Source organism: Methylotuvimicrobium sp. KM2 (assembly GCF_038051925.1).
Classification (GTDB): domain Bacteria; phylum Pseudomonadota; class Gammaproteobacteria; order Methylococcales; family Methylomonadaceae; genus Methylotuvimicrobium.
In genome coordinates this window covers 3,397,029-3,417,009 of record NZ_CP150634.1, presented here as the reverse complement: position 1 = coordinate 3,417,009, position 19,981 = coordinate 3,397,029, and the positions used below count along the sequence as shown (strand labels likewise).

Here is a 19,981-nt window from a genome sequence, read left to right as displayed (position 1 = left end):
AGGATGCCATGAATGCGTCCATGTAGACTCTATGACAGCATCCATGCTGTCAAAGCCTTTGCGAGTGCCATGGATGGCGTGAATGTCGATTTTGCAGGAGCAAAAATCGACCGAACACCCCGGGCCCCCTTAAGCAATGCCGAAATTTGAAGTGCGAAAGGTATAGTTATTCGAGCGACCATAAATAGTCGACTACCTGATCGAGCTCTTCTTCGGTCAGTATTTTATTTCGTCCGTATGGCGGCATGCTGGTTTCCGGATTGAAAACGCTCGCATCCCGGATTTGTTGTTTCAATTGTTGCCGAGTTTTGAAGCGGGCGCTCAGGTTGTTTAGCGGCGGACCGATATTGCCTGGCGACTCGCCGTCTTCGATGGCATGGCAGGCAAGGCAATTGCCTTTGTCTCGGTCGAAAGCTAATTGTTTGCCTTGTTGTCGTATTAGGCCGGTATTCGTGGAGCAGGCCGTTATTAGTAAGGGGACAAGCGCAGCGTATTGTCCGAAACGAAGCAAAGGCTGCGATTTGTTCATGGGTTTGAGCGATCGAATAACGAGTTAAACATTTTTGCCGCTTGTTCAGTGTCCCGGCCATACAGGCCACCGACCACGGCCAGAAAATCGGCACCGGCATCGATCAGTGATTTGCCGTTTTCAGGTAGGATGCCGCCGATCGCGACGATAGGAATCGTTAATTTTTGCTTGGCAAGTTGCAGTGTTTCCAGTTTTGCCGGTGAGGCAAGCGGTTTGGTTCCGGAAGCAAAAAAGCGTCCGAATGCCGCGTAACTGGCGCCTAACTTTTCGGCCTCCAGAGCGCGTTCGATACTGTCGTAACAAGAAATGCCGACGATGGCATTGACTCCAAGGCGATTTCTGGCCAAGACAATATCTTCATCATCCTTGCCGAGATGAACGCCGTCCGCGCCGATCGTTGCAGCCAGCTCGATATCGTCATTGACGATCAAAGGTACATTGGCCGCATGACAGGTTTCGAGCAGCGACTTGGCGAGTTTCAAGGTGTCGGAAGGGTTTTTGTCTCGGTATTGCACCATCACCGCGCCGCCGCGTATCGCGGCGGCAACTTCTTCAATGATAGTTTCAACTGTTTTGTCATCGGTTTGAGTAATCGCGTAAAGCCCGCGTTTAGGCATGTTCATGCGTCGTTTTCCATCCAAAAAAGTCGATTCGGGTTGTGCTGGCCCTTTCCGGGCCGATAAGCATTCTCGAGAGCGTTCCAAGTATAGTCTTGAGCTTCGTTGACCGCTGAAAATGGCGCGAGTCCATGAGCGATCATTGCGGCAATCGCGGATGCCAGTGTGCAGCCGGAGCCGTGATAACTATGCGGCAGACGCTCCCAATGAAACGACTCGAATAGCGCGCGATCATGATACAGCCGGTTGCACACGGTGTCGCTTTGTTCGTGCGTGCCTGTGACCAACACATATTGGCAACCCTTATCTAATAAACTCAACGCGGCGTCATTGAGATCTTGCCGGCCGCTCAGTTTGCGCGCCTCCACGCTATTGGGCGTCAGCACGGTTGTGCAGGGCAATAACAGGTCGTTGATCGCGTCTATCAGCTGCTCGCCGGCTAGTTCGGTGCCGCCGCCGGCCGCCAGAACCGGATCGAGAACGACCGGGATGTTAGGATGTTTTTCAAGAATAGTATGAATGGCCTTTGCGGTTTCATAATGCCCGATTAGGCCGATTTTGATGGCTTGTATCGATAAGTCAGCCAATAGAGTATTGGCTTGGTCAACGATGTCGCCGGGTTTTTGCGGAATGAGTTTTTTGACATTACCGGTATCTTGTTCGGTCAAAGCCGTTATGACGCTGGCGGCATGGCAGCGGTGGCTGATCAAGGTTTCGATATCGGCTTGTATGCCGGCTCCGCCGCTGGGATCGTGGCCGGAAAAGCAAAGAACGGTAGGGCGTGTAGTGGTCATATTAGGGTTAATCCTAGAAAAAGCATTTCACCATGAAGATCATGAAGAATAAGAAGTTAATTCAATGGGTTGTTGTGGCTTCGCAAAACAATTCTACTCTCCGGAAAGATTGTTCAAAATCTATGGGTAACCTATTGGAATGTTTTATAAACTTCGCGTGGTCTGGCCTGACTTTCTCTGTGCGATCAGAGCAAATGTCGAGTTTCATTTTTCGCGGAGAAGGAATCAAAACGGTTTAACGACGGCCAGTATCACGATGCCGACTAAAAATAGTACCGGCACTTCGTTCATCCAACGGTAATAAACATGAGAGCGGCGGTTGCGGTCGTGTTTGAAGTCGAATAGCCAAATGCCGCAGAAAATATGATAGATCACCAGTAGAAATAACAACGCCAATTTGGCATGCAGCCAGCCGCTTTGTCCGTATAGAGCCCAGGCATAATCGATCAGCATCCAGATGCCGAAGATAAACGTGACCATCATGCCCGGCGTCATGATGCCGAAAAAGAGTTTTCGTTCCATGACTTTGAAACGTTCGTTGCTGATATCGTCGCTACTCATTGCGTGATAAACGAACAGACGCGGCAAATAGAATAAACCCGCGAACCAGGTAACCATGAAGATCAGATGTAAGGCTTTTAACCAGAGCATAAATCAACCTTTTAGTTGTGTACGATTAGGAGAGCATTTAACCATGAAGAGCAGGAAGTTTCTCGCTCCCAAGCTGGAGCTCTCATCGTTATACATAAGTCAAAAATTACTGTTTTGTAATCTTAGCTAATGAGGCTTCGATACCAATTTTTGTCGCTCAACGTTCCCGACTTTCCCTCACCTAGCGTTAGGTGAGGGACGAAGAAGGCGTCGCTCCCACAAGGGGGCGGATGCTCTGTGGGAGCGATCCCCAGATCGCGATTTCGAAGCCACTGATGTTCAATATCCGCAGATGTATCAAACAGCACCGTTTCCAGGTCTATGACGAACTCTGTTTAGCAAGTTTACCGATACTTGTGTATAACGGCGAGAGCTGGAGCTTGGGAACGAGGTAGAAAACTGCTGAATCTAGGATAAAAGAATCAATGCGATTTTTCATATCCTTTAGGTCGAATGTGCCTATTTTATGCAAAGCAATCGTGCCGTCCGGCTTGATTAAAAAGGTTGTTGGGGTTAGGCGCACGTCGCCGAAGGCCTTGGCGTGTTCGGCCCTAAGATCGAGTGTAACCGTATAAGGTAATTGCTTGGTGCGGGTCATTTCGACGACATGGTTCGGTGGGTCATAGTACATTGCTACCGCTATTATTTCCAAGCCGCGCTTATGATATTCTCGGTACAATTCGATCAAATGCGGAATTTCCTTGATGCAGCCAGGGCAGTCGGTAGCCCAGAAAGTGACGATGACCGGTTTCCCTTGCCAATCCTTCAGGTTGATTTTTTCTCCGGTAATACTCGTGAATGTAATGTCGGGGGCCGCCATCGATGCCGGGTTGAACGAGATCCAGGCGGCTGATGCGATTAAACCGGCGACGATCAATCCGATGAACCACTCTTTGGTTTTCATGAGGTTTTTAATGTTTTGTTGGGATTTTGACAGGGCTTGCGATCGAGATCGATCTCGAACTGTCTTTTTTGCTTGATTACGATTAACCGATTATAGCAAAGCTGTTAAGCTATGCACTTTCTGAGCCCCATTTCAAGATATTGACATCCATGTACAAAATACTCATCTCCGACAAGCTGGCTGAAGCCGGCATTAACTATTTGAATGATCGAGACGATATTCATATTCATATCGAAACCGGACTTAACGAAGACGGTCTTTGCGAAATAATAGGCGATTTCGATGCCTTGTTGATTCGTAGCGATACTAAAGTGACCGATAAAGTTCTCAAAGCGGCTTCACGTTTGAAAGTTGTCGGTCGCGCCGGTATCGGCGTCGATAATGTCGATTTGGCCGCCGCAACCGAACAAGGCGTCATCGTTATGAATACGCCCGATGCCAATGCGACGACTACCGCCGAATTGGCGATCGCGCATTTGTTGTCGCTGAGTCGTCATTTGCCGTTTGCCGACCGTTCGATTCGCGCAGGGAAATGGGAGCGTTCCAAATTAATGGGCTCCGAAGTGGCGCATAAAACCTTGTCGATACTCGGTTTCGGCACGATTGGGCGCATCGTTTCTCAACGGGCTTTAGGATTGGGAATGCAGGTCATCGCATACGATCCGTTCGTTACCCCGGAAATCTTCGAAAGTTATGGCGTTAAACCGGTCGATCTCGACGAGTTGATTGAAAAGGCCGATTATTTGACATTGCATTGCCCATTGATCGAAAAAACCAAAAACATTATCGGGCGCAACCAATTGGCTCGAATGAAAAAGAGTGCAATGCTGATTAACTGCGCTCGAGGCGGTTTGATCGACGAAGCCGCTCTTTACGATGCGCTCATTAATAATGATATCGCCGGAGCGGCGTTGGATGTTTACGAACATGAACCGCCGGTCAATTCGCCATTGTTGACGTTGGATAATGTTGTTTTTACGCCGCATCTGGGCGCGTCGACCAGTGAAGCTCAAGTCGCGGTCAGTGTCGAAATCGCGCGCCAGGCCGTGACCTATTTAACGACCGGCGAGGCGGTCAATGCGCTCAATTTGCCAAGGATGTCTGCCGAGCAGTTAAAAAAAGCCAGCCAGTTTATGAGATTGGCCAATATCCTCGGCAAGGTCTTGGCCAACTTGGCGACGAAGCCGATCGAACGGGTCGAGGTTGCTTTATTGGGCAAGGCGTCCGAAGTCGAGGCGCGTCCGGTATCGGTCGAGGCCTTGGTCGGTTTGTTGGCAGGTAAGTTGTCGACACCTGTTAATCGGGTCAATGCCGAAAAAATTGCCAAACGGCAAGGTATCGCCTTAGTCGAGTCGAAAACCGAGGAAACACACGATTATTTGTCGTTGGTCAAAGTCACCGGTTTTTGCGGAGATCAATCGATTGTCTTGTCCGGAACGCTCCTCGGCGAATCGCATCCGCGTTTGGTTCAAATCGATCGCTTCGAAATAGAAGTCGTTCCCGAAGGTACGTTGATTGTGACTCGTCACGATGACAAACCGGGTGTTATTTCGGCCATCAGTGCGGTGCTCGGCAATTCCAATATCAATATCACGCGCATGGAGGTGAGTGCGGCTGACGAAGAGGAGTGTGCCATGGCGGTGATTAGCATTTCCGAACCTTTAACCGATGAAATACTGGGTCAGTTGTGCGATGTGCCGGCGGTTTTCCAAGCGACGCAGATTATATTATGAGATTCGATCGAATTTGTTTCGATTTCGACAGCACCTTGAGTCGGATTGAAGGCATTGACGAGTTGGCCGAGCGCTTAGGGCAAGGCGAGGCTATTGCTACATTGACCGATGCGGCGATGAATGGCGAGGTACCGCTGGAGGCCGTGTACGGACAACGTTTGGATTTGATCAAACCGGACCGATCGGCAATCGACTGGCTGGCCGAGCGATATCTAAGTGAAATCGTCGAAGGCGTTACCGAATTATTTGCCAGACTACACGCCGATTGCCGCGAAGTCTATATCGTTAGCGGCGGCATTCGACAGTCTATTCTACCGATGGCGGCATTTTTGAATGTGCCGGAGAGTCATGTGCATGCGGTCGATGTTTTTTTTAATGAAGATGGGACTTATATTGATTATGACCGCGACTCGGTTTTAGCGAGAGCCGGTGGTAAAGCCGAAATCTGTACCCGTTTAAAACAGAATGGCTTGTCGCTGGCAATGGTCGGCGACGGCAATACCGACTTGGAAGCGAAGCAGGCAGGCGCATGTTTTATCGGTTTCGGGGGGGTGGTCGACAGGCCTAAAGTTCGGGAGCATGCTGATTACTACGTTGACGATGCGTCGTTGCTCGGTGTGTTGGATTATATTTCTTAACTGATGGCGAAATGTTAAAATCCGCCCTTTTTAAAAAGTTTTAGAGAGACGCAATGGCTGGACACAGTAAATGGGCAAATATCAAGCATAGGAAGGCCGGGCAGGATGCCAAGCGCGGCAAAATTTTTACCAAAATGATTCGTGAAATTTCAGTTGCGGCAAAGGCGGGCGGCGGCGATCCGGCTTCGAACCCGACTTTGCGCACCGCGATCGATAAGGCGTTGGGCGCCAATATGAAGCGCGATACGATCGATAATACGATCAAAAAAGCAACCGGAGCGCTGGAAGCTGAAAACTACGAGGAAGTGCGCTATGAAGGCTATGGACCCGCCGGTGTCGCGATCATGGTCGATTGTTTGACCGATAATCGCAATCGTACGGTCGGCGAGGTGCGCCATGCTTTCAGTAAGGCGGGCGGTAATCTTGGTACCGACGGTTCGGTCGCTTATTTGTTCAACAAAGTCGGCATTATCAGTTTTCCGGATTCGCTCGATGAGGATGCGGTGATTGAAGCGGCGCTCGAAGCCGGAGCCGATGATGTCGTAACCAACGAAGACGGGTCTATCGACGTCATCACGGCACCGGAGAGTTATATGGACGTTAAGGAAGCGTTGATTGCGAAAGATTTCAAGCCGGAAAATTCCGAGATAACGATGCAGCCTTCGACCAGTGCCGAGTTGAACGCAGAGGAAGCCGAAAAGTTGATGCGGCTGATCGACCGGCTCGAAGATTTGGACGATGTGCAAAACGTCTATTCGAATGCCGATATCAGCGATGAAATCATGGAGCAAATGTCCGCTGGTTGATCGCTTTCCGATTCATAAGGCTATCTCCTTCAAAGGGTTTTTCTCTTTATCTAGCGTGTTGTATTTTCGAATGAAAAAACTTTTTTACCGTTCATACGCAACCGATATCATTATTTAGTGACCAAAATTTTAGGCATAGATCCGGGGTCTCGTATCACCGGTTACGGGATCATCGAGGATACGTCCCGTGGCGCGAAATATATTGCCAGCGGCAGCATCAGGGTCGGTTCGGATTATTTTCCGGACCGATTGAAACTCATTTTCGAAGGATTGGTACAGGTGGTCGAGCTCTACCGGCCCGACCAAATGGCGATAGAACAGGTCTTCATGCATAAAAACGCCGATTCGGCACTTAAATTGGGCCAGGCCCGGGGGGCCGCTATTTGCGCGGTACAGGCGGCCGGTTTGCCGGTTTATGAGTATGCGGCGAGGCAGGTCAAGCAGGCCTTGGTTGGTAAGGGTAATGCCGAAAAAGCGCAGGTCCAGCACATGGTTAAAATTCTGTTAAATTTACAAGGCGACATGCAAATCGATGCCGGCGATGCGCTTGGGATCTGCCTGTGTCATGCGCATTACCAGCAAACCGCGCAACGCCTTCGGCTCGGAATGCCCGGATGATCGGTTATTTGCGGGGAAAGCTGGCGAGTAAGGCGCCGCCTTTACTTGTGATCGATGTCAATGGCGTCGGTTATGAAGTCGAAGCGCCGATGACGACGTTTTATAACTTGCCCAAACTCGGTGAAGAGGTCAAGTTGTTCACGCATCTAGTTGTAAGGGAAGACGCGCATATCCTATTCGGTTTTGCGTCCGAATCCGATCGTTTGATGTTCAGAACCTTGATCAAAGTCAACGGTGTCGGGCCGAAATTGGCCTTGACGATCTTGTCGGGCCAAAGCGCCGAAGAGTTTCATCGTTGTATTCACAATAACGATACTCAGTCTTTAGTGCGCTTGCCCGGTGTCGGCAAAAAGACCGCCGAGCGCTTGATCATCGAAATGCGCGACCGCTTACCCGAATTGGAAGGATCGTCGGCTTCGGCCGAAAGTGGCGAGACGATATTGCCGGCGATTGCCGCGCAGCCGGTTCAGGAGGCGATTAGCGCGTTATGCGCGTTGGGTTACAAACCGCAAGATGCGGGGCGAATGGTTCGCGCGATTCCCGCCGAAGGCAAAAGTTGTGAGGACATCATCAGATTAGCTCTGCAAGGAGCAGCGAAATGATTCAAAGCGACCGCTTGATCAGTGCAGAAGGCAACAATGATGAAGAGCGCCAGGATCGAGCGATTCGGCCTAAGCGTTTACAGGATTATGTCGGTCAGCAAGAACTGCGAACGCAGATGGATATCTTTATCCGGGCCGCGCTCGGACGTAAGGAAGCATTGGATCATGTTCTGATTTTCGGGCCGCCCGGCCTTGGTAAAACCACCTTGGCCAACATCATCGCCGCCGAAATGAATGTGCATATTCGTCAGACTTCGGGGCCGGTGCTCGACAAAGCCGGAGACCTTGCGGCATTGTTGACCAACCTTGAGGCGCATGATGTCTTGTTCATTGACGAAATTCACCGTTTGAGTCCGATGGTCGAAGAAGTGCTGTATCCGGCGATGGAGGACTATCAAATCGATATCATGATCGGCGAGGGTCCGGCGGCTCGGTCGATCAAGCTTGATCTGCCGCCGTTCACGCTGGTCGGCGCGACGACGAGAGCAGGGCTTTTGACATCGCCCTTGCGCGACCGTTTCGGCATCGTGCAGCGGCTCGAATTTTATACGGTCGAGGAATTGGCCGCCATTGTGACGCGTTCGGCAAATTTACTGAAAATTGCAATCGAATCGGCAGGTGCTCATGAAATCGCACGCCGTTCGAGGGGAACTCCGCGTATTGCCAATCGATTGTTGCGGCGTGTGCGCGATTTCGCCGAAGTCAAAGGCGACGGCAAGGTTTCCGAACAAATCGCCGGCGAAGCGCTGGCGATGCTCAAGGTCGATAATAACGGCTTTGATGCGTTGGATAGAAAATTGCTTAGAACGATGATCGACAATTTTGCCGGAGGCCCGGTAGGGCTAGATACATTGGCGGCCGCGATCAGCGAAGAGCGAGGCACGATCGAGGATGTGTTGGAGCCGTATTTATTACAGCAAGGCTTTATCATGCGTACGCCCAGAGGGCGAGTCGTAACGCAGAACGCTTATTTGCATTTCGGCTTGCAGCCGCCGGTGCAAATGGGTGTGACCGACGAGTTGTTTACTTGAGAGGAAAGGTGAAAGGTGAAAGGTGAAAGGTGAAAGGTGAAAGGTGAAAGGTGAAAGGTGAAAGGTGAAAGGTGAAAGGTGAAAGGTGAAAGGTGAAAGGTGAAAGGTGAAAGGTGAAAGGTGAAAGGTGAAAGGTGAAAGGTGAAAGGTGAAAGGTGAAAGGTGAAAGGTGAAAGGTGAAAGGTGAAAGGTGAAAGGTGAAAGGTGAAAGGTGAAAGGTGAAAGGTGAAAGGTGAAAGGTGAAAGGTGAAAGGTGAAAGGTGAAAGGTGAAAGGTGAAAGGTGAAAGGTGAAAGGTGAAAGGTGAAATCGGCGCTTGACAAGCGGGTAAAATCCTGCATCATTTCACTGTTCACTGTTCACTGTTCACTGTTCACTGTTCACTGTTCACTGTTCACCGCTCTTGTTCATGCTTTTGCATCTCAAATAGTCCCTAAACAATCATCCCTATGCAAACATTCAATTGGCCCGTTCGGGTTTATTATGAGGATACCGATGCCGGAGGCGTCGTTTTCTATGCGAATTATTTGAAGTTTTTCGAGCGGGCGCGAACCGAAATGCTGCGCTCAATGGGGTTCGAGCAAGATCGCTTGATCGACGAGCAAGGCATTATTTTCGTTGTACGCTCGGTTCAGATCGACTATTTGATGCCCGCGCGCTTTAACGAACAAATAAATGTCAGCGCCATAGTGACTTTAGCTAAAAAAGCCAGTCTAATATTCGAGCAAACCATTACCCGAGGAAGCGATGTGTTATGTACCGGTACGGTGCGTATCGCTTGCTTGGATTCCAAAAACATGAGGCCTAAAGCCATACCTGACATTTTATTAGAGCCATTACATAATGAATGCTGATTTATCCTTGTTTCATTTAATTAAAGAAGCCAGTTTTATTGTTCAACTGGTGATGTTGATCTTAGTTGTCGCGTCAGTTGTTTCTTGGACTTATATTTTTTCGAAAACTAGGGAACTTGCTAAAGCGGCCGATATTGCGGATGAATTTGAAGAGGAGTTTTGGTCGGGTGTCGAGCTTAGCGATCTATATAAAAGATTGACCGATGCCGATTTCGAACCGGAAGGTATCGAGAAAATTTTTCTGGCGGGCTACCGAGAGTATTCGAGAATGCGGCAAAAAGCCGGTATTGATCCCGAAGTTCAAGTCGAGAATGCGCAGCGCGCGATGAAGATCGAGTTAAACCGCGAGCTGGAAAGACTCGACGAACATTTGCCTTTTTTGGCGACGGTCGGATCGATTAGCCCGTATGTCGGTTTATTCGGAACGGTTTGGGGAATCATGAATTCATTTCGTTCATTGGGTAATGTGCAACAAGCAACCTTGGCTCAAGTCGCTCCGGGCATCGCCGAGGCATTGATAGCCACTGCGATGGGTTTGTTTGCCGCTATTCCTGCTGTAATTGCCTATAACCGTTTTGCCAGTCGTTTGGATCGTTTGATCGGGCGGTATGAACTCTTTATCGATGAATTTGTCGTTTTATTGCAAAGGCAGGCGCACAGTCAATGAGCAGTAGACAATCAGGCCGCAGAAAGCCTAAAGCCGAGATCAATGTCGTTCCTTACATCGACGTGACTTTGGTGTTGTTGATTATTTTCATGGTGACTGCGCCGATGCTTCAGACCGGGGTCGACGTTGATTTGCCTCAAGCGGACACCGAGACTGCCGAGCAGCAGAGCGATCCGCCGGTAATCGTGTCTATCGATCGCGAAGGGCGTTTCTATGTGGATATGGCAGGACAGGAAAGTCAGGAGATGGGGACCGATGAAATGACAGCCACGGTTGCCGATGTGCTTAGGGATAAACCGGCAATACAAGTATTTATTCGAGGCGATCAGTTTGTCGATTATGGCAAAGTTATCAGTGCGATGGCGGCCTTAAAAAATGCGGGAGTCCCCAAAGTAGGATTAATGACGCAGCCATATCAGCATTAATACGTATGATTAGTAAGCGTAAATTAACCGGGCCTTTTATCCTGGCCCTGACTTTGCACGTTCTGCTTCTTGGCGTATTCATGTTCAGCTTCGATTCGAAATCTCCAGTGTTTGAGACAGGTCCCGCGCCCGAAATTATTGAAGCGATGGTGATCGATGAATCGTTGATTCAGGCTGAGGCGGAGCGACTGAAGACGCAGCAAAATAAGCTACTCGAGTCGCAACGCCAAATGGAAGAAGCTAAACGGCAAGAAGACGAAAAGCTTAAGCGGCAACAATTGGTCGAGCAGCAAAAAAAAATGGCTGCCGAAAAATTAAAGGCCGAACAATTGGCCGCAGAGAAGCGTAAAGCGGAAGAAACAGCCAAACAAAAAGCCGAAGCCGAACGTGCCGCGATCGAGAAGCGTAAAACCGAGGAAGCGGCGAAACAAAAGGCGGCAGCGGAAAAACTAAAGGCCGAACAATTGGCCGCGGAGAAGCGCAAGGCTGAAGCGGCAGCCAAACAAAAAGCCGAAGCCGAACGTGTCGCGGCCGAGAAACGTAAAGCCGAGGAAGCGGCCAAGCAAAAAGCGGCAGCGGAGAAAGCAAAGGCTGAACAAGTGGCTGCGGAGAAGCGCAAGGCTGAAGAGGCCGCCAAACAAAAAGCCGAAGCCGAACGTGTCGCGGCCGAGAAACGTAAAGCCGAGGAAGCGGCCAAGCAAAAAGCGGCAGCGGAGAAGGCAAAGGCTGAACAATTGGCCGCGGAGAAACGCAAGGCTGAGGAAGCCGCCAAACAAAAAGCCGAAGCCGATCGTTTAGCAGCTGAAAAGCGTAAGGCAGAAGAGACTGCGAAAAGAGCCGCCGAAGAAAAACGAAAAGCTGAGGAAGCGGCGGCCGAAAAGCGCCGTCAAGAAGAATTGGCGAGGCAAAAAGCCGAAGCAGAAAAAAGAGAGGCCGAGCGGTTATCGGAATTGGCTAGACAGCAAGCAGAAAAATTGCGACAGGAAGAAGATGCTAGAAAGCAGGCTGCAGCCGCAGCCGAAGAAGCTAGAAAACAAGCCGAAGCTAAGCGTCAGCAAGAATTAAGCGACGCCAAAAATAAAGCGATAGCGGAGATTAGAAATAAAGTTGAAAGAAGTTGGATTAGACCGGTTTCGTCGCAAGGACAATTAAAATGTACAATTCGGGTCAATTTACTTTCAGACGGCACGGTAATGGATGCATCGGTTGTGTCAAGCAGTGGTGATCCGGCGTTTGACCGATCTGCTGAAAATGCGGTTAATAAGGCATCGCCATTAACATTTCCCAAAGAGCTCTATGCGTCGTTCAGAAGCTTTACGTTTGTATTTTGTCCGGGATGTTGAATACGCTATACCGATCGTAGATGAAAATTCGGCCCCGGGGTGCCGGTCAAAGGCCCAGCACCTAAATCCAGCACCTAAATTCCATAGCTCTTTGGCAATGATCAAATGCATGGCTTATTTAGGTGCTGGATGAATTATCCAAGACAATCAACCATAGCCAATGGGTCATGGAGTTTAGGTGCTGGGTAAAATACGTCCATGTAGGTCGCTCCTACGGCACTGCCGAAATTTGAAGTGCGAAAGCTATACAATTGAAAACAGCGATGGGTGCAACCATCCAAATGATTACAGGTATTAAGAGGTAAACGTGCTTTATTCGATAAGAAATTTTACGCTTTTGAGTTTCATCGCGTTGTATGCATCGCTTAGCCATGCTGAATTAACCATTCAAATCACTAAAGGTTCGGAAAAAGCAATGCCGATCGCGATCGTGCCGTTTGGTAGACAAGCGGGGCAGGCAGCCATTCCGGTCGATATCGCCGAGGTTGTGGATAACGATTTAAATCGTAGCGGTTATTTCAATACCTTGCCGCGCAAGGATATGTTGACGAAGCCGACAAGGCCGGAGGAAGTGCGCTTCCGTAATTGGCAGGTATTGGGTCAAGACTATTTGGTGATCGGTCAAGTCATACCGGAGGGCGGAAGGTATAATATTAATTTTCAATTGTTCGATGTTTATAAAAACGAACAAATGCTGGGTTATCGGATGACGGTTCCGAGTAACGAACTGCGTAAATCGGCACATCATATAAGCGATCTAATATTTGAAAAGCTGATCGGTAAGAAAGGCGACTTTAGCGGACGTATTGCCTATGTTACGGTCAACAAAGAGCCGAATGGAAGGAAAAAATATAATCTAGAAGTCGCTGATTCCGATGGCTATGGGCCTAGGGCGGTAGCGGCTTCCTATGAGCCGATTATGTCTCCGGCCTGGTCTCCCGACGGAAGGATGCTGGCTTATGTATCGTTTGAAAGCAAGTCGTCAGCGATTTATGTGCAAGAGCTGGCGACCGGTAAACGGACCCGAGTGGCCGATTTCCGCGGTATTAACGGCGCGCCGGCCTGGTCGCCGGACGGTTCTAAGTTGGCGTTGACGCTCTCGAAGGATGGCAGTCCCGATATCTTTACATTGGATTTATCCTCGCGCTCGCTGACTAAATTGTCGACCGGTTATTCGATCGATACCGAGCCGGTATGGTCGCCTGACGGCAGCCATATCGTATTTACGTCCGACCGCGGAGGTAAGCCGCAACTGTATATGATGCCGGCGCGCGGTGGCCAGGTAAAACGATTGACTTTCGATGGTGCATATAATGCCGGCGCGTCGTTCTCAAGCGACGGCAATAGTTTGGCAATGGTTCATGGTAACAAAGGCGATTATCGCATAGCGGTGATGGATATGGGGTCGAGAACAATTAACGTGTTGACTGGAGGACCTTTGGACGATGCTCCGAGTTTTTCGCCGAACGGCACTAAAATACTCTATGCCACGAAACAGGGCGACAGAACGGTTTTATCGGTCGTATCCATCGATGGTAGAATGCAACAAAAATTAGTACTTAACAGCGGTGAGGTGCGTGAACCGGCCTGGTCGCCTTAGCCCGGCAAATGTCGCCAACGGACAATCTGTTGGAAATTAACAAATTATTGTAATATTAGTGGCTTATATTTTTGGAGAAGCACTTAAATGAAATTGAATCAATCAGTCTTGGCGTTGGCAATTGCGGCTTCATTATTAACGGGCTGTAGTTCGGATGACGAAACGGCTACCGATTTCATGGACGGAACGCAGGGCGGTACTGCTGATGCGAGTCTATCCGGTTATGGCGATGGGTCGGGAATATCCGGCTCGGAGACCTATGGCGGTGGCAGTGGCAGTGGGTACGGTAGCGGCAGTGCCGAATATCCTAACGCGTTTTTAGGATCTGAATTCAGCGACCCGTCGAATCCATTGTCGAAAAGCACGATTTATTTCATGTACGACAGCAGTCAGGTACAGCAAGATTTTATTCCGGTGATAGCAGCGCACGCACAATATTTGCTGTCGCATCCAACTCGACGATTGACTTTGGAGGGACATGCCGATGAGCGCGGTTCATCCGAATACAATATTGCATTGGGCGAACAACGAGCCAAGTCGGTCGCCAGAATGATGAAAGTTCAAGGTGTATCGGAAAGCCAATTGCAAGTCGTTAGTTACGGCGAAGAAAAGCCGGCCGTTGACGGACATGATGAGTCGGCCTATCAGTTGAATCGCCGGGTCGAATTGCTTTACCAGGGTCAATAATGAAATTACGCCTGCTGTTATTGTTATCAATTAGCGGTAGCGTATTCGCGCAAAGAATGCCGTTACCGCCGGTAGTCGATAACGCCGCTTATCCTGCCGCTGTTGCCAACGCTCCCAAACCTTCGACCGCTAGTACGCTCTATGAAATACTGGGCCGCGTCGAACAATTGCAAGTCGAGGTTCAGCAATTGCGTGGGCAAGTGGAAGAGCAGGCGTATACGATCACCGAGTTGAAAAAGCGTCAAAATACGATTTATTCCGATTTGGATCAGCGGCTTCAAGCTGTCGAGAATGCGGGAGTTGGCGCGCCATCCATTTCGGAAACAGCGACTGAACCGGCGGCGACACCGCAACCGGCACCTGTGGTTGCGCCAGTGATACAGCAACCGCAAGAAGTCCCGGCAAAGCCGGAACCGGTAAAGCAGGCAAGTGTCGAGTCCGAAAAGCAGCGTTATCAGAAGGCTTATGAAACGTTGAAAAATGGCCATTACAGTAACGCCATTTCCGAGTTTAAACAATTTTTGACTGATTATCCGGCGGGAGAGTATTCCGATAATGCGCAATATTGGTTAGGCGAGGCTTATAAGGTGAATCGCGAAGTCAGTTTGTCGCGCGAAGCGTTCAATAAGCTCATTACGAATTATCCGAATAGCCCGAAGGTGAGAGACGGCTTGTTGAAGCTCGGCTATATCGAATTAGAGCAAAATAACCTTGCCAAGGCGCGTGAATATTTTACTCGTATTACCGCAACCTATCCGGGCACGACAGCCGCTCATTTAGCGGCCAAAAAATTACAGCAGCTAAATAATAATCAGTAACCGTGTCCTCGTTAAAAATCACTGAGATATTTTACTCGTTGCAAGGCGAGTCCAATACAGTTGGCTTGCCGACGGTTTTTGTTCGCTTGACCGGATGTCCGTTGAGGTGCGTCTATTGCGATACCGCCTATGCCTTTAGCGGCGGCGAAAGGATGTCGATCGATGAAGTCATCGATCGCGTCGGCCGATATCGCGCGAAATACGTTACTGTGACCGGTGGCGAGCCTTTGGCTCAGCCCGGTTGTCTCGAGTTAATGAGCCGTTTGGCCGATTTGGGTTATCAGGTCTCGATTGAAACCAGCGGAGCGATCGATGTGTCAGGTGTCGACGATCGCATAGTTAAAGTCATGGACTTGAAAACGCCAAGCTCAGGCGAGCTTCACAGAAATCTTTTCGATAATATTGCGTATCTGAAAGCCAACGATCAGGTGAAGTTTGTGATCGGCGATGACCATGATTACCAATGGTCGAAGACCATCATCAATCAATATGGTTTGGACCGGCGCTGTGAATTATTGTTTTCACCAACGATGGGGCAGCAGGACCCAACAGAACTAGCCGAAAAAATACTGAACGATAATTTACCAGTCAGATTCCAGATTCAGTTACATAAACTGTTGTGGAATGACGCGCAAGGGCGTTAAGAAGCATGCAAAAAAAAGCGGTCGTTTTATTATCCGGCGGATTGGACTCGATTACTATATTGGCGCTTGCCAAAAAACAAGGTTACGCCTGTTACGCGCTGAGTTTCGATTACGGCCAAAGACATAATGCGGAATTGCAAGCGGCCAAACGCATAGCGTCAAAATACGGCGCTATCGATCATAAAATTATTCATATCGGGTTAAATGATATTGGCGGTTCTGCCTTGACCGATGAGCACATCGCCGTACCCAGTTCGTTGCAGCCAGGCATACCTGTTACTTATGTGCCGGCCAGAAATACGATTTTTTTATCGTTTGCGTTGGGATGGGCGGAAGTCCTGAATTCCAGAGATATTTTTATTGGCGTGAATGCAATCGATTATTCCGGTTATCCCGATTGTCGGCCCGAGTTCATCAAAGCTTTTCAATCGCTTGCCGAATTGGCAACCAAGGCTGGTGTTGAAGGCGGGCATTTTTTGATACATTCCCCATTGATCGAAATGAGTAAAGCGGATATCATACGCACCGGTTCGGAGTTAGGCATCGATTACAGTCAAACGGTATCGTGCTACTCCGCAGATAAGTTCGGCAATGCATGTGGTGTTTGCGACGCCTGCAGGCTTCGCAAATCAGGTTTTGAAGCGGCAGGAATTCAAGACCCCACTCGATATCAAAATCGATAAAAAACGCTTGCATTAATCTGGAATATCCTTATAATAGACAGTCTTTCTCGGGTCGTTAGCTCAGCCGGTAGAGCACCGCACTTTTAATGCGATGGTCGTGCGTTCGAATCGCACACGACCCACCAAATTTCCTTTCAGGAATCAAAGGTTTAAAAGGATATTAAACTTTAGTAACTGTGTACTAAACAGGCGACTACAGTAATAACTACAGTAGTCTTGTTTTTTCTCTTTAAAGAGGAAGCACAGATGCTAAATTTCCACATCCGCAAAATCATTCTTAAAAATGGCGATACACGTTATCGCGCAATCATTACCAAATCTGGTAATGATATCAAATCCAAAACCTTTAGACGTAAAGCCGATGCTAAGACATGGGGAACCAGAACTATCTTAGATCATCAGGAAAACGAAGCTAAAGGCATTACGCCCTGTGCAGTGACTTTCAGTCGATTAGCCGATGAATATATGCAATGGTGGACAGGCAAGGATCATGATCGTGCACGTCTTGTTTTATGGTGGGAGCAAAGCTTAAGCAAAATCCTGCTTTCAGATATCACACCGGAACTTATTCGGGGCGCTCTCAAGGCAAAAAAATCATTAGCTCCGGCAACGTACAATAAACACCTCGCCGTTCTTTCAGCGATTCTGGACTATGCGACATTGCAACAGGAGGATGACAGTGTCTTTGAGCAATACATCGAGGAAAACCCCTGCAAACGTGTCCGTTCATTAAAGGTCGATAATAAAATTGTCAGATATTTATCCGATGAGGAAAAGCCTCGCTTACTCAAAGCGGCAAAAAACATTGGCGGCAAGTTTTATCTGAAGGTCCTGATGGCCTTAACCACTGGCATGCGAAAGGGCGAACTGGAGGGATTGCGCTGGAAAGATATCGACTTTGATAATGGCTTGGCTCTCTTGTCCGATACCAAAAACGGAGTGCCACGACACACGCCCATTCCGAGCGTGACTATGGACGAACTAAAAAAGTATCGGGAAATCGGGAACGGTTTATTGTTTCCTTCAAGTACCAATCCCAACAAGCCATTTGACTATAAAAAACAATGGGCCAATTGCTTGAAAGCGGCCAATATTAAGAATTTTCGGTGGCACGACATGCGACATGATGTCGCCAGCACTTTGGCGCGTGACGGCAAAACATTAAAGGAAATTGCCGAAATTTTAGGGCACAAATCTTTGGTTAGCACGGATCGCTATGCGCATCTGTCGACAGCACATAAATCTCAAGTTCTGAACGAAACGATGAGTAAAGCAATTTCTCAAATCATCTGATTTTTCTGAGTATTTCAATTAAACTGTTGAAAAATGGTTGTATGCCGCCATTCTGATCGCATGCACAATTAGGCAATTAGAATGGCGCATATTCATGATAGTAAACATGTTTTAGGCTAAATGATCAATTCGGTTGATAGCGTATTGGATCAATTCTTCTGCTTATTCGGACGTGAGATTTAATTGAAAAAATCAATAAAAACTCAAATGAGGGCGAATCAGGAATGGTTGAGCCTGTTTGATGCTGCGCGCGAGATCAGCGAAACATTCGGCGAGGATTTTGATGAGAAAGAGCTTTTGAGACTTTGCGTGGATGGCCGCCTTATCCTATCCGTCATGTTTGAGAATGGAATACTAATAAGGCCTGGAAAATTAGTTGATTCCGATGGGGTGGAATGGGAGGACATGCCAGATCCCATGTCCGGCCGTTATATGACCAGTACTCCGGTCAGCGAGCAAAAATTTATTAACTTCACGGATGAGGCTTATTCGATAAAAGGAGCTTACGATTTACCGATGATTGGAATGGAGAGGAAATTAATTGACGAAATGATTGACCCCAGGCGCGGTGTCGTGCTGGCGAGTGAATCGTTACTCGGTGCTTTCGTCGTTGATCCAATTGACAAAACCAAAATTTTTCAAATAATTACGAATTTTGAGAGGTTATCCAGTGATACTCAAAAAAATTCAAATATTATAAATTTTGTCCCTCCTGCGGTGCTCACTCGAACGGATTCAGGTCAAAAATTGGATGGTTGTTTTGTTCCCACACAATTGCCAGTTCACGCTAAATTAGGGATTCGCCGTGAATGTCTGTCTCAATTTGTAAAACAAAACAGGACTCCACATGTTGAAAGTGCCCAAAGCACTGATGCAGATATCTCTATTCAACGATCTAATGAATTCAATGAGTGCATCAAAATTGCGATTAAGGAGTTTCATGCCATCAATGGGTATTACCCATCGACATCAGAAGAGGTTTTATGTCGGATGATCAATAAACCACCAAGAGGATACGATGTAAGGTATGAACAGCATGGCATTATTATTAATAACATACCTACCGAGGTATCGAAGATTAAACGGAACATTAATAATTGGCTGAAAAAAAGTGGCATGAGAAAAAAATATTAAGGAATGAGCATGAATTAACTTCGACAAATGTTGGAAGGAGGGGAGGTGGCTCGATTGACAGGTGACGGCAGCAGGGCAGATTTTTGCTCCACAGCAATTGGTCCTGCATTGCTCCACTACACGCCCGCTGAAAATCTTGGAAACGGAGCGTTAGCGAAGTGAAGATTTTTAGTCCCCGATAGCCGTAGCGCCGGGTGTTTTGCCGGAGTCTGCGCGAATAGCGCAGGCGGAGGCAAAATACAAGGCATCGCGACACGGCGTAAAGCCATTTGTGGGAGTGCTACGGAGCCGCATCGAGTATACGAGGATGTGGCGTAGTGGCACGGACGCAGGGCGAATCGGGGCCGCCGAAGGCAATAATCGCCAAGTCATTTTTCGCTGCTGAAATCGGACGGACCCCATTTCAGCTTTCGCGAAAAATCTTGGCGCGCTTGATCCTTGCCGTTATGCAAAATCTGCATTCATACCATACCTGCTGGCAATCAGATTCCGCCGCCAAGCCAAGGGCGTATGCGCGGCGTCCTGCCAAGCGAGTCACGGAATCACCACAAAGCGTACTGCTTTAAGAAATTATTTTGTGCACATTCCTCAGTGACTATCTGAGTATAATTCAAATAAATCCATTTGCTTGGTTTAGCGGTATTTCTGCCTGCATTTTCTCTAATCGCTGAAAGTTGTTGCATGCGTTCGATCAAGTTTATCGCCGCGCATTGCACTACAATCGAATCCTGTCCGTTGGATTTATCGCATCTGTATCGAACGATCATTTTCTGTAATTAGCCGAAGATTGAAAAAGCCGCTTAGTTGTTCAATTAGCGGCTTTTTTATTTCTATTACCTAAATTCGGCAAACGCGAAAAATGGTGTTCATCACCCACCTAAACAGCAAAGGCCGCGTTGGCTAAAAAGCTG

At 48.4% G+C, this 19,981-nt stretch carries 22 protein-coding genes and 1 tRNA gene; 18 read left to right on the top strand and 5 right to left on the bottom strand.

Annotated elements, in window-relative coordinates:
- Positions 1–166: 166 nt before the first annotated feature.
- From soxX to WJM45_RS14290, 5 genes are all read right to left on the bottom strand, one after another.
- Complete coding sequence (gene soxX, locus WJM45_RS14310; protein WP_341325758.1) at positions 167–529, bottom strand: sulfur oxidation c-type cytochrome SoxX; 363 nt, start codon at positions 527–529, stop codon at positions 167–169.
- Positions 526–1,152 carry a thiamine phosphate synthase gene (gene thiE / locus WJM45_RS14305; RefSeq protein WP_341325757.1) on the bottom strand — a complete coding sequence of 209 codons (627 nt, stop codon included), beginning with the start codon at positions 1,150–1,152 and terminating at the stop codon, positions 526–528. The genes soxX and thiE overlap by 4 nt, the downstream gene beginning before the upstream one ends.
- Positions 1,149–1,940 carry a hydroxymethylpyrimidine/phosphomethylpyrimidine kinase gene (locus WJM45_RS14300; RefSeq protein WP_341325756.1) on the bottom strand — a complete coding sequence of 264 codons (792 nt, stop codon included), beginning with the start codon at positions 1,938–1,940 and terminating at the stop codon, positions 1,149–1,151. The genes thiE and WJM45_RS14300 overlap by 4 nt, the downstream gene beginning before the upstream one ends.
- Before the next feature lie 225 nt (positions 1,941–2,165).
- A complete protein-coding gene (gene hemJ, locus WJM45_RS14295) occupies positions 2,166–2,591 on the bottom strand; it encodes a protoporphyrinogen oxidase HemJ (protein WP_341325755.1) in 426 nt (141 codons plus the stop codon).
- A 319-nt stretch (positions 2,592–2,910) separates the two neighbouring features.
- Positions 2,911–3,495, bottom strand: a complete 585-nt coding sequence (locus WJM45_RS14290) for a TlpA disulfide reductase family protein (RefSeq protein ID WP_341325754.1) — start codon at positions 3,493–3,495, stop codon at positions 2,911–2,913.
- A gap of 149 nt (positions 3,496–3,644) precedes the next feature.
- On the opposite strand from WJM45_RS14290, the gene serA reads away from it, so the two are divergent.
- From serA to WJM45_RS14200, 18 genes are all read left to right on the top strand, one after another.
- Positions 3,645–5,228 (top strand): phosphoglycerate dehydrogenase, encoded by a 1,584-nt coding sequence (serA, locus tag WJM45_RS14285; RefSeq protein ID WP_341325753.1) that lies wholly within the window; start codon positions 3,645–3,647, stop codon positions 5,226–5,228.
- Complete coding sequence (locus WJM45_RS14280; protein WP_341325752.1) at positions 5,225–5,866, top strand: HAD-IB family phosphatase; 642 nt, start codon at positions 5,225–5,227, stop codon at positions 5,864–5,866. Before serA ends, WJM45_RS14280 begins: the two co-directional genes overlap by 4 nt.
- A 53-nt stretch (positions 5,867–5,919) precedes the next feature.
- Positions 5,920–6,672 (top strand): YebC/PmpR family DNA-binding transcriptional regulator, encoded by a 753-nt coding sequence (locus WJM45_RS14275; RefSeq protein WP_341325751.1) that lies wholly within the window; start codon positions 5,920–5,922, stop codon positions 6,670–6,672.
- Between the two features lie 117 nt (positions 6,673–6,789).
- Positions 6,790–7,290, top strand: coding sequence for a crossover junction endodeoxyribonuclease RuvC (gene ruvC, locus WJM45_RS14270; protein WP_341325750.1), 501 nt, complete (start codon positions 6,790–6,792; stop codon positions 7,288–7,290).
- Positions 7,287–7,892: a Holliday junction branch migration protein RuvA gene (gene ruvA, locus WJM45_RS14265; protein WP_341325749.1), complete on the top strand. Its 606-nt coding sequence runs from the start codon at positions 7,287–7,289 to the stop codon at positions 7,890–7,892. The genes ruvC and ruvA overlap by 4 nt, the downstream gene beginning before the upstream one ends.
- Positions 7,892–8,923, top strand: a complete 1,032-nt coding sequence (ruvB, locus tag WJM45_RS14260; RefSeq protein WP_341328950.1) for a Holliday junction branch migration DNA helicase RuvB — start codon at positions 7,892–7,894, stop codon at positions 8,921–8,923. Before ruvA ends, ruvB begins: the two co-directional genes overlap by 1 nt.
- A gap of 448 nt (positions 8,924–9,371) precedes the next feature.
- Positions 9,372–9,776 (top strand): tol-pal system-associated acyl-CoA thioesterase, encoded by a 405-nt coding sequence (gene ybgC / locus WJM45_RS14255; protein ID WP_125220522.1) that lies wholly within the window; start codon positions 9,372–9,374, stop codon positions 9,774–9,776.
- Positions 9,766–10,443: a protein TolQ gene (gene tolQ / locus WJM45_RS14250; RefSeq protein WP_014147531.1), complete on the top strand. Its 678-nt coding sequence runs from the start codon at positions 9,766–9,768 to the stop codon at positions 10,441–10,443. The genes ybgC and tolQ overlap by 11 nt, the downstream gene beginning before the upstream one ends.
- Positions 10,440–10,868 carry a protein TolR gene (gene tolR / locus WJM45_RS14245; protein ID WP_341325748.1) on the top strand — a complete coding sequence of 143 codons (429 nt, stop codon included), beginning with the start codon at positions 10,440–10,442 and terminating at the stop codon, positions 10,866–10,868. Before tolQ ends, tolR begins: the two co-directional genes overlap by 4 nt.
- 5 nt (positions 10,869–10,873) lie before the next feature.
- Positions 10,874–12,211, top strand: a complete 1,338-nt coding sequence (tolA, locus tag WJM45_RS14240; RefSeq protein ID WP_341325747.1) for a cell envelope integrity protein TolA — start codon at positions 10,874–10,876, stop codon at positions 12,209–12,211.
- 307 nt (positions 12,212–12,518) lie between these two features.
- The gene (tolB, locus tag WJM45_RS14235) at positions 12,519–13,811 is read left to right on the top strand and encodes a Tol-Pal system beta propeller repeat protein TolB (RefSeq protein WP_341325746.1); all 1,293 of its coding nucleotides are present in this window, start codon (positions 12,519–12,521) and stop codon (positions 13,809–13,811) included.
- Between the two features lie 87 nt (positions 13,812–13,898).
- Positions 13,899–14,498, top strand: a complete 600-nt coding sequence (pal, locus tag WJM45_RS14230) for a peptidoglycan-associated lipoprotein Pal (protein ID WP_341325745.1) — start codon at positions 13,899–13,901, stop codon at positions 14,496–14,498.
- Positions 14,498–15,316 (top strand): tol-pal system protein YbgF, encoded by an 819-nt coding sequence (ybgF, locus tag WJM45_RS14225; RefSeq protein WP_341325744.1) that lies wholly within the window; start codon positions 14,498–14,500, stop codon positions 15,314–15,316. The genes pal and ybgF overlap by 1 nt, the downstream gene beginning before the upstream one ends.
- 2 nt (positions 15,317–15,318) lie before the next feature.
- Positions 15,319–15,960, top strand: a complete 642-nt coding sequence (gene queE / locus WJM45_RS14220) for a 7-carboxy-7-deazaguanine synthase QueE (RefSeq protein WP_341325743.1) — start codon at positions 15,319–15,321, stop codon at positions 15,958–15,960.
- 5 nt (positions 15,961–15,965) lie between these two features.
- Positions 15,966–16,643 (top strand): 7-cyano-7-deazaguanine synthase QueC, encoded by a 678-nt coding sequence (queC, locus tag WJM45_RS14215; RefSeq protein WP_341325742.1) that lies wholly within the window; start codon positions 15,966–15,968, stop codon positions 16,641–16,643.
- A 49-nt stretch (positions 16,644–16,692) separates the two neighbouring features.
- Positions 16,693–16,768: transfer RNA gene (locus WJM45_RS14210), tRNA-Lys, on the top strand.
- Positions 16,769–16,889: 121 nt separating this feature from the next.
- Complete coding sequence (locus tag WJM45_RS14205; protein WP_341325741.1) at positions 16,890–17,936, top strand: site-specific integrase; 1,047 nt, start codon at positions 16,890–16,892, stop codon at positions 17,934–17,936.
- Between the two features lie 183 nt (positions 17,937–18,119).
- On the top strand, positions 18,120–19,070 hold the full coding sequence (locus tag WJM45_RS14200) for a hypothetical protein (RefSeq protein WP_341325740.1): 951 nt from the start codon (positions 18,120–18,122) through the stop codon (positions 19,068–19,070).
- Positions 19,071–19,981: the final 911 nt, after the last annotated feature.

What these genes read in the sequence shown, in the direction of transcription:
- soxX (WP_341325758.1), bottom strand. Translation starts at nt 529, where the DNA reads ATGAACAAATCGCAGCCTTTGCTTCGTTTCGGACAATACGCTGCGCTT.
- thiE (WP_341325757.1), bottom strand. Translation starts at nt 1,152, where the DNA reads ATGAACATGCCTAAACGCGGGCTTTACGCGATTACTCAAACCGATGAC.
- WJM45_RS14300 (WP_341325756.1), bottom strand. Translation starts at nt 1,940, where the DNA reads ATGACCACTACACGCCCTACCGTTCTTTGCTTTTCCGGCCACGATCCC.
- hemJ (WP_341325755.1), bottom strand. Translation starts at nt 2,591, where the DNA reads ATGCTCTGGTTAAAAGCCTTACATCTGATCTTCATGGTTACCTGGTTC.
- WJM45_RS14290 (WP_341325754.1), bottom strand. Translation starts at nt 3,495, where the DNA reads ATGAAAACCAAAGAGTGGTTCATCGGATTGATCGTCGCCGGTTTAATC.
- serA (WP_341325753.1), top strand. Translation starts at nt 3,645, where the DNA reads ATGTACAAAATACTCATCTCCGACAAGCTGGCTGAAGCCGGCATTAAC.
- WJM45_RS14280 (WP_341325752.1), top strand. Translation starts at nt 5,225, where the DNA reads ATGAGATTCGATCGAATTTGTTTCGATTTCGACAGCACCTTGAGTCGG.
- WJM45_RS14275 (WP_341325751.1), top strand. Translation starts at nt 5,920, where the DNA reads ATGGCTGGACACAGTAAATGGGCAAATATCAAGCATAGGAAGGCCGGG.
- ruvA (WP_341325749.1), top strand. Translation starts at nt 7,287, where the DNA reads ATGATCGGTTATTTGCGGGGAAAGCTGGCGAGTAAGGCGCCGCCTTTA.
- ybgC (WP_125220522.1), top strand. Translation starts at nt 9,372, where the DNA reads ATGCAAACATTCAATTGGCCCGTTCGGGTTTATTATGAGGATACCGAT.
- tolQ (WP_014147531.1), top strand. Translation starts at nt 9,766, where the DNA reads ATGAATGCTGATTTATCCTTGTTTCATTTAATTAAAGAAGCCAGTTTT.
- tolR (WP_341325748.1), top strand. Translation starts at nt 10,440, where the DNA reads ATGAGCAGTAGACAATCAGGCCGCAGAAAGCCTAAAGCCGAGATCAAT.
- tolA (WP_341325747.1), top strand. Translation starts at nt 10,874, where the DNA reads ATGATTAGTAAGCGTAAATTAACCGGGCCTTTTATCCTGGCCCTGACT.
- pal (WP_341325745.1), top strand. Translation starts at nt 13,899, where the DNA reads ATGAAATTGAATCAATCAGTCTTGGCGTTGGCAATTGCGGCTTCATTA.
- ybgF (WP_341325744.1), top strand. Translation starts at nt 14,498, where the DNA reads ATGAAATTACGCCTGCTGTTATTGTTATCAATTAGCGGTAGCGTATTC.
- queC (WP_341325742.1), top strand. Translation starts at nt 15,966, where the DNA reads ATGCAAAAAAAAGCGGTCGTTTTATTATCCGGCGGATTGGACTCGATT.
- WJM45_RS14205 (WP_341325741.1), top strand. Translation starts at nt 16,890, where the DNA reads ATGCTAAATTTCCACATCCGCAAAATCATTCTTAAAAATGGCGATACA.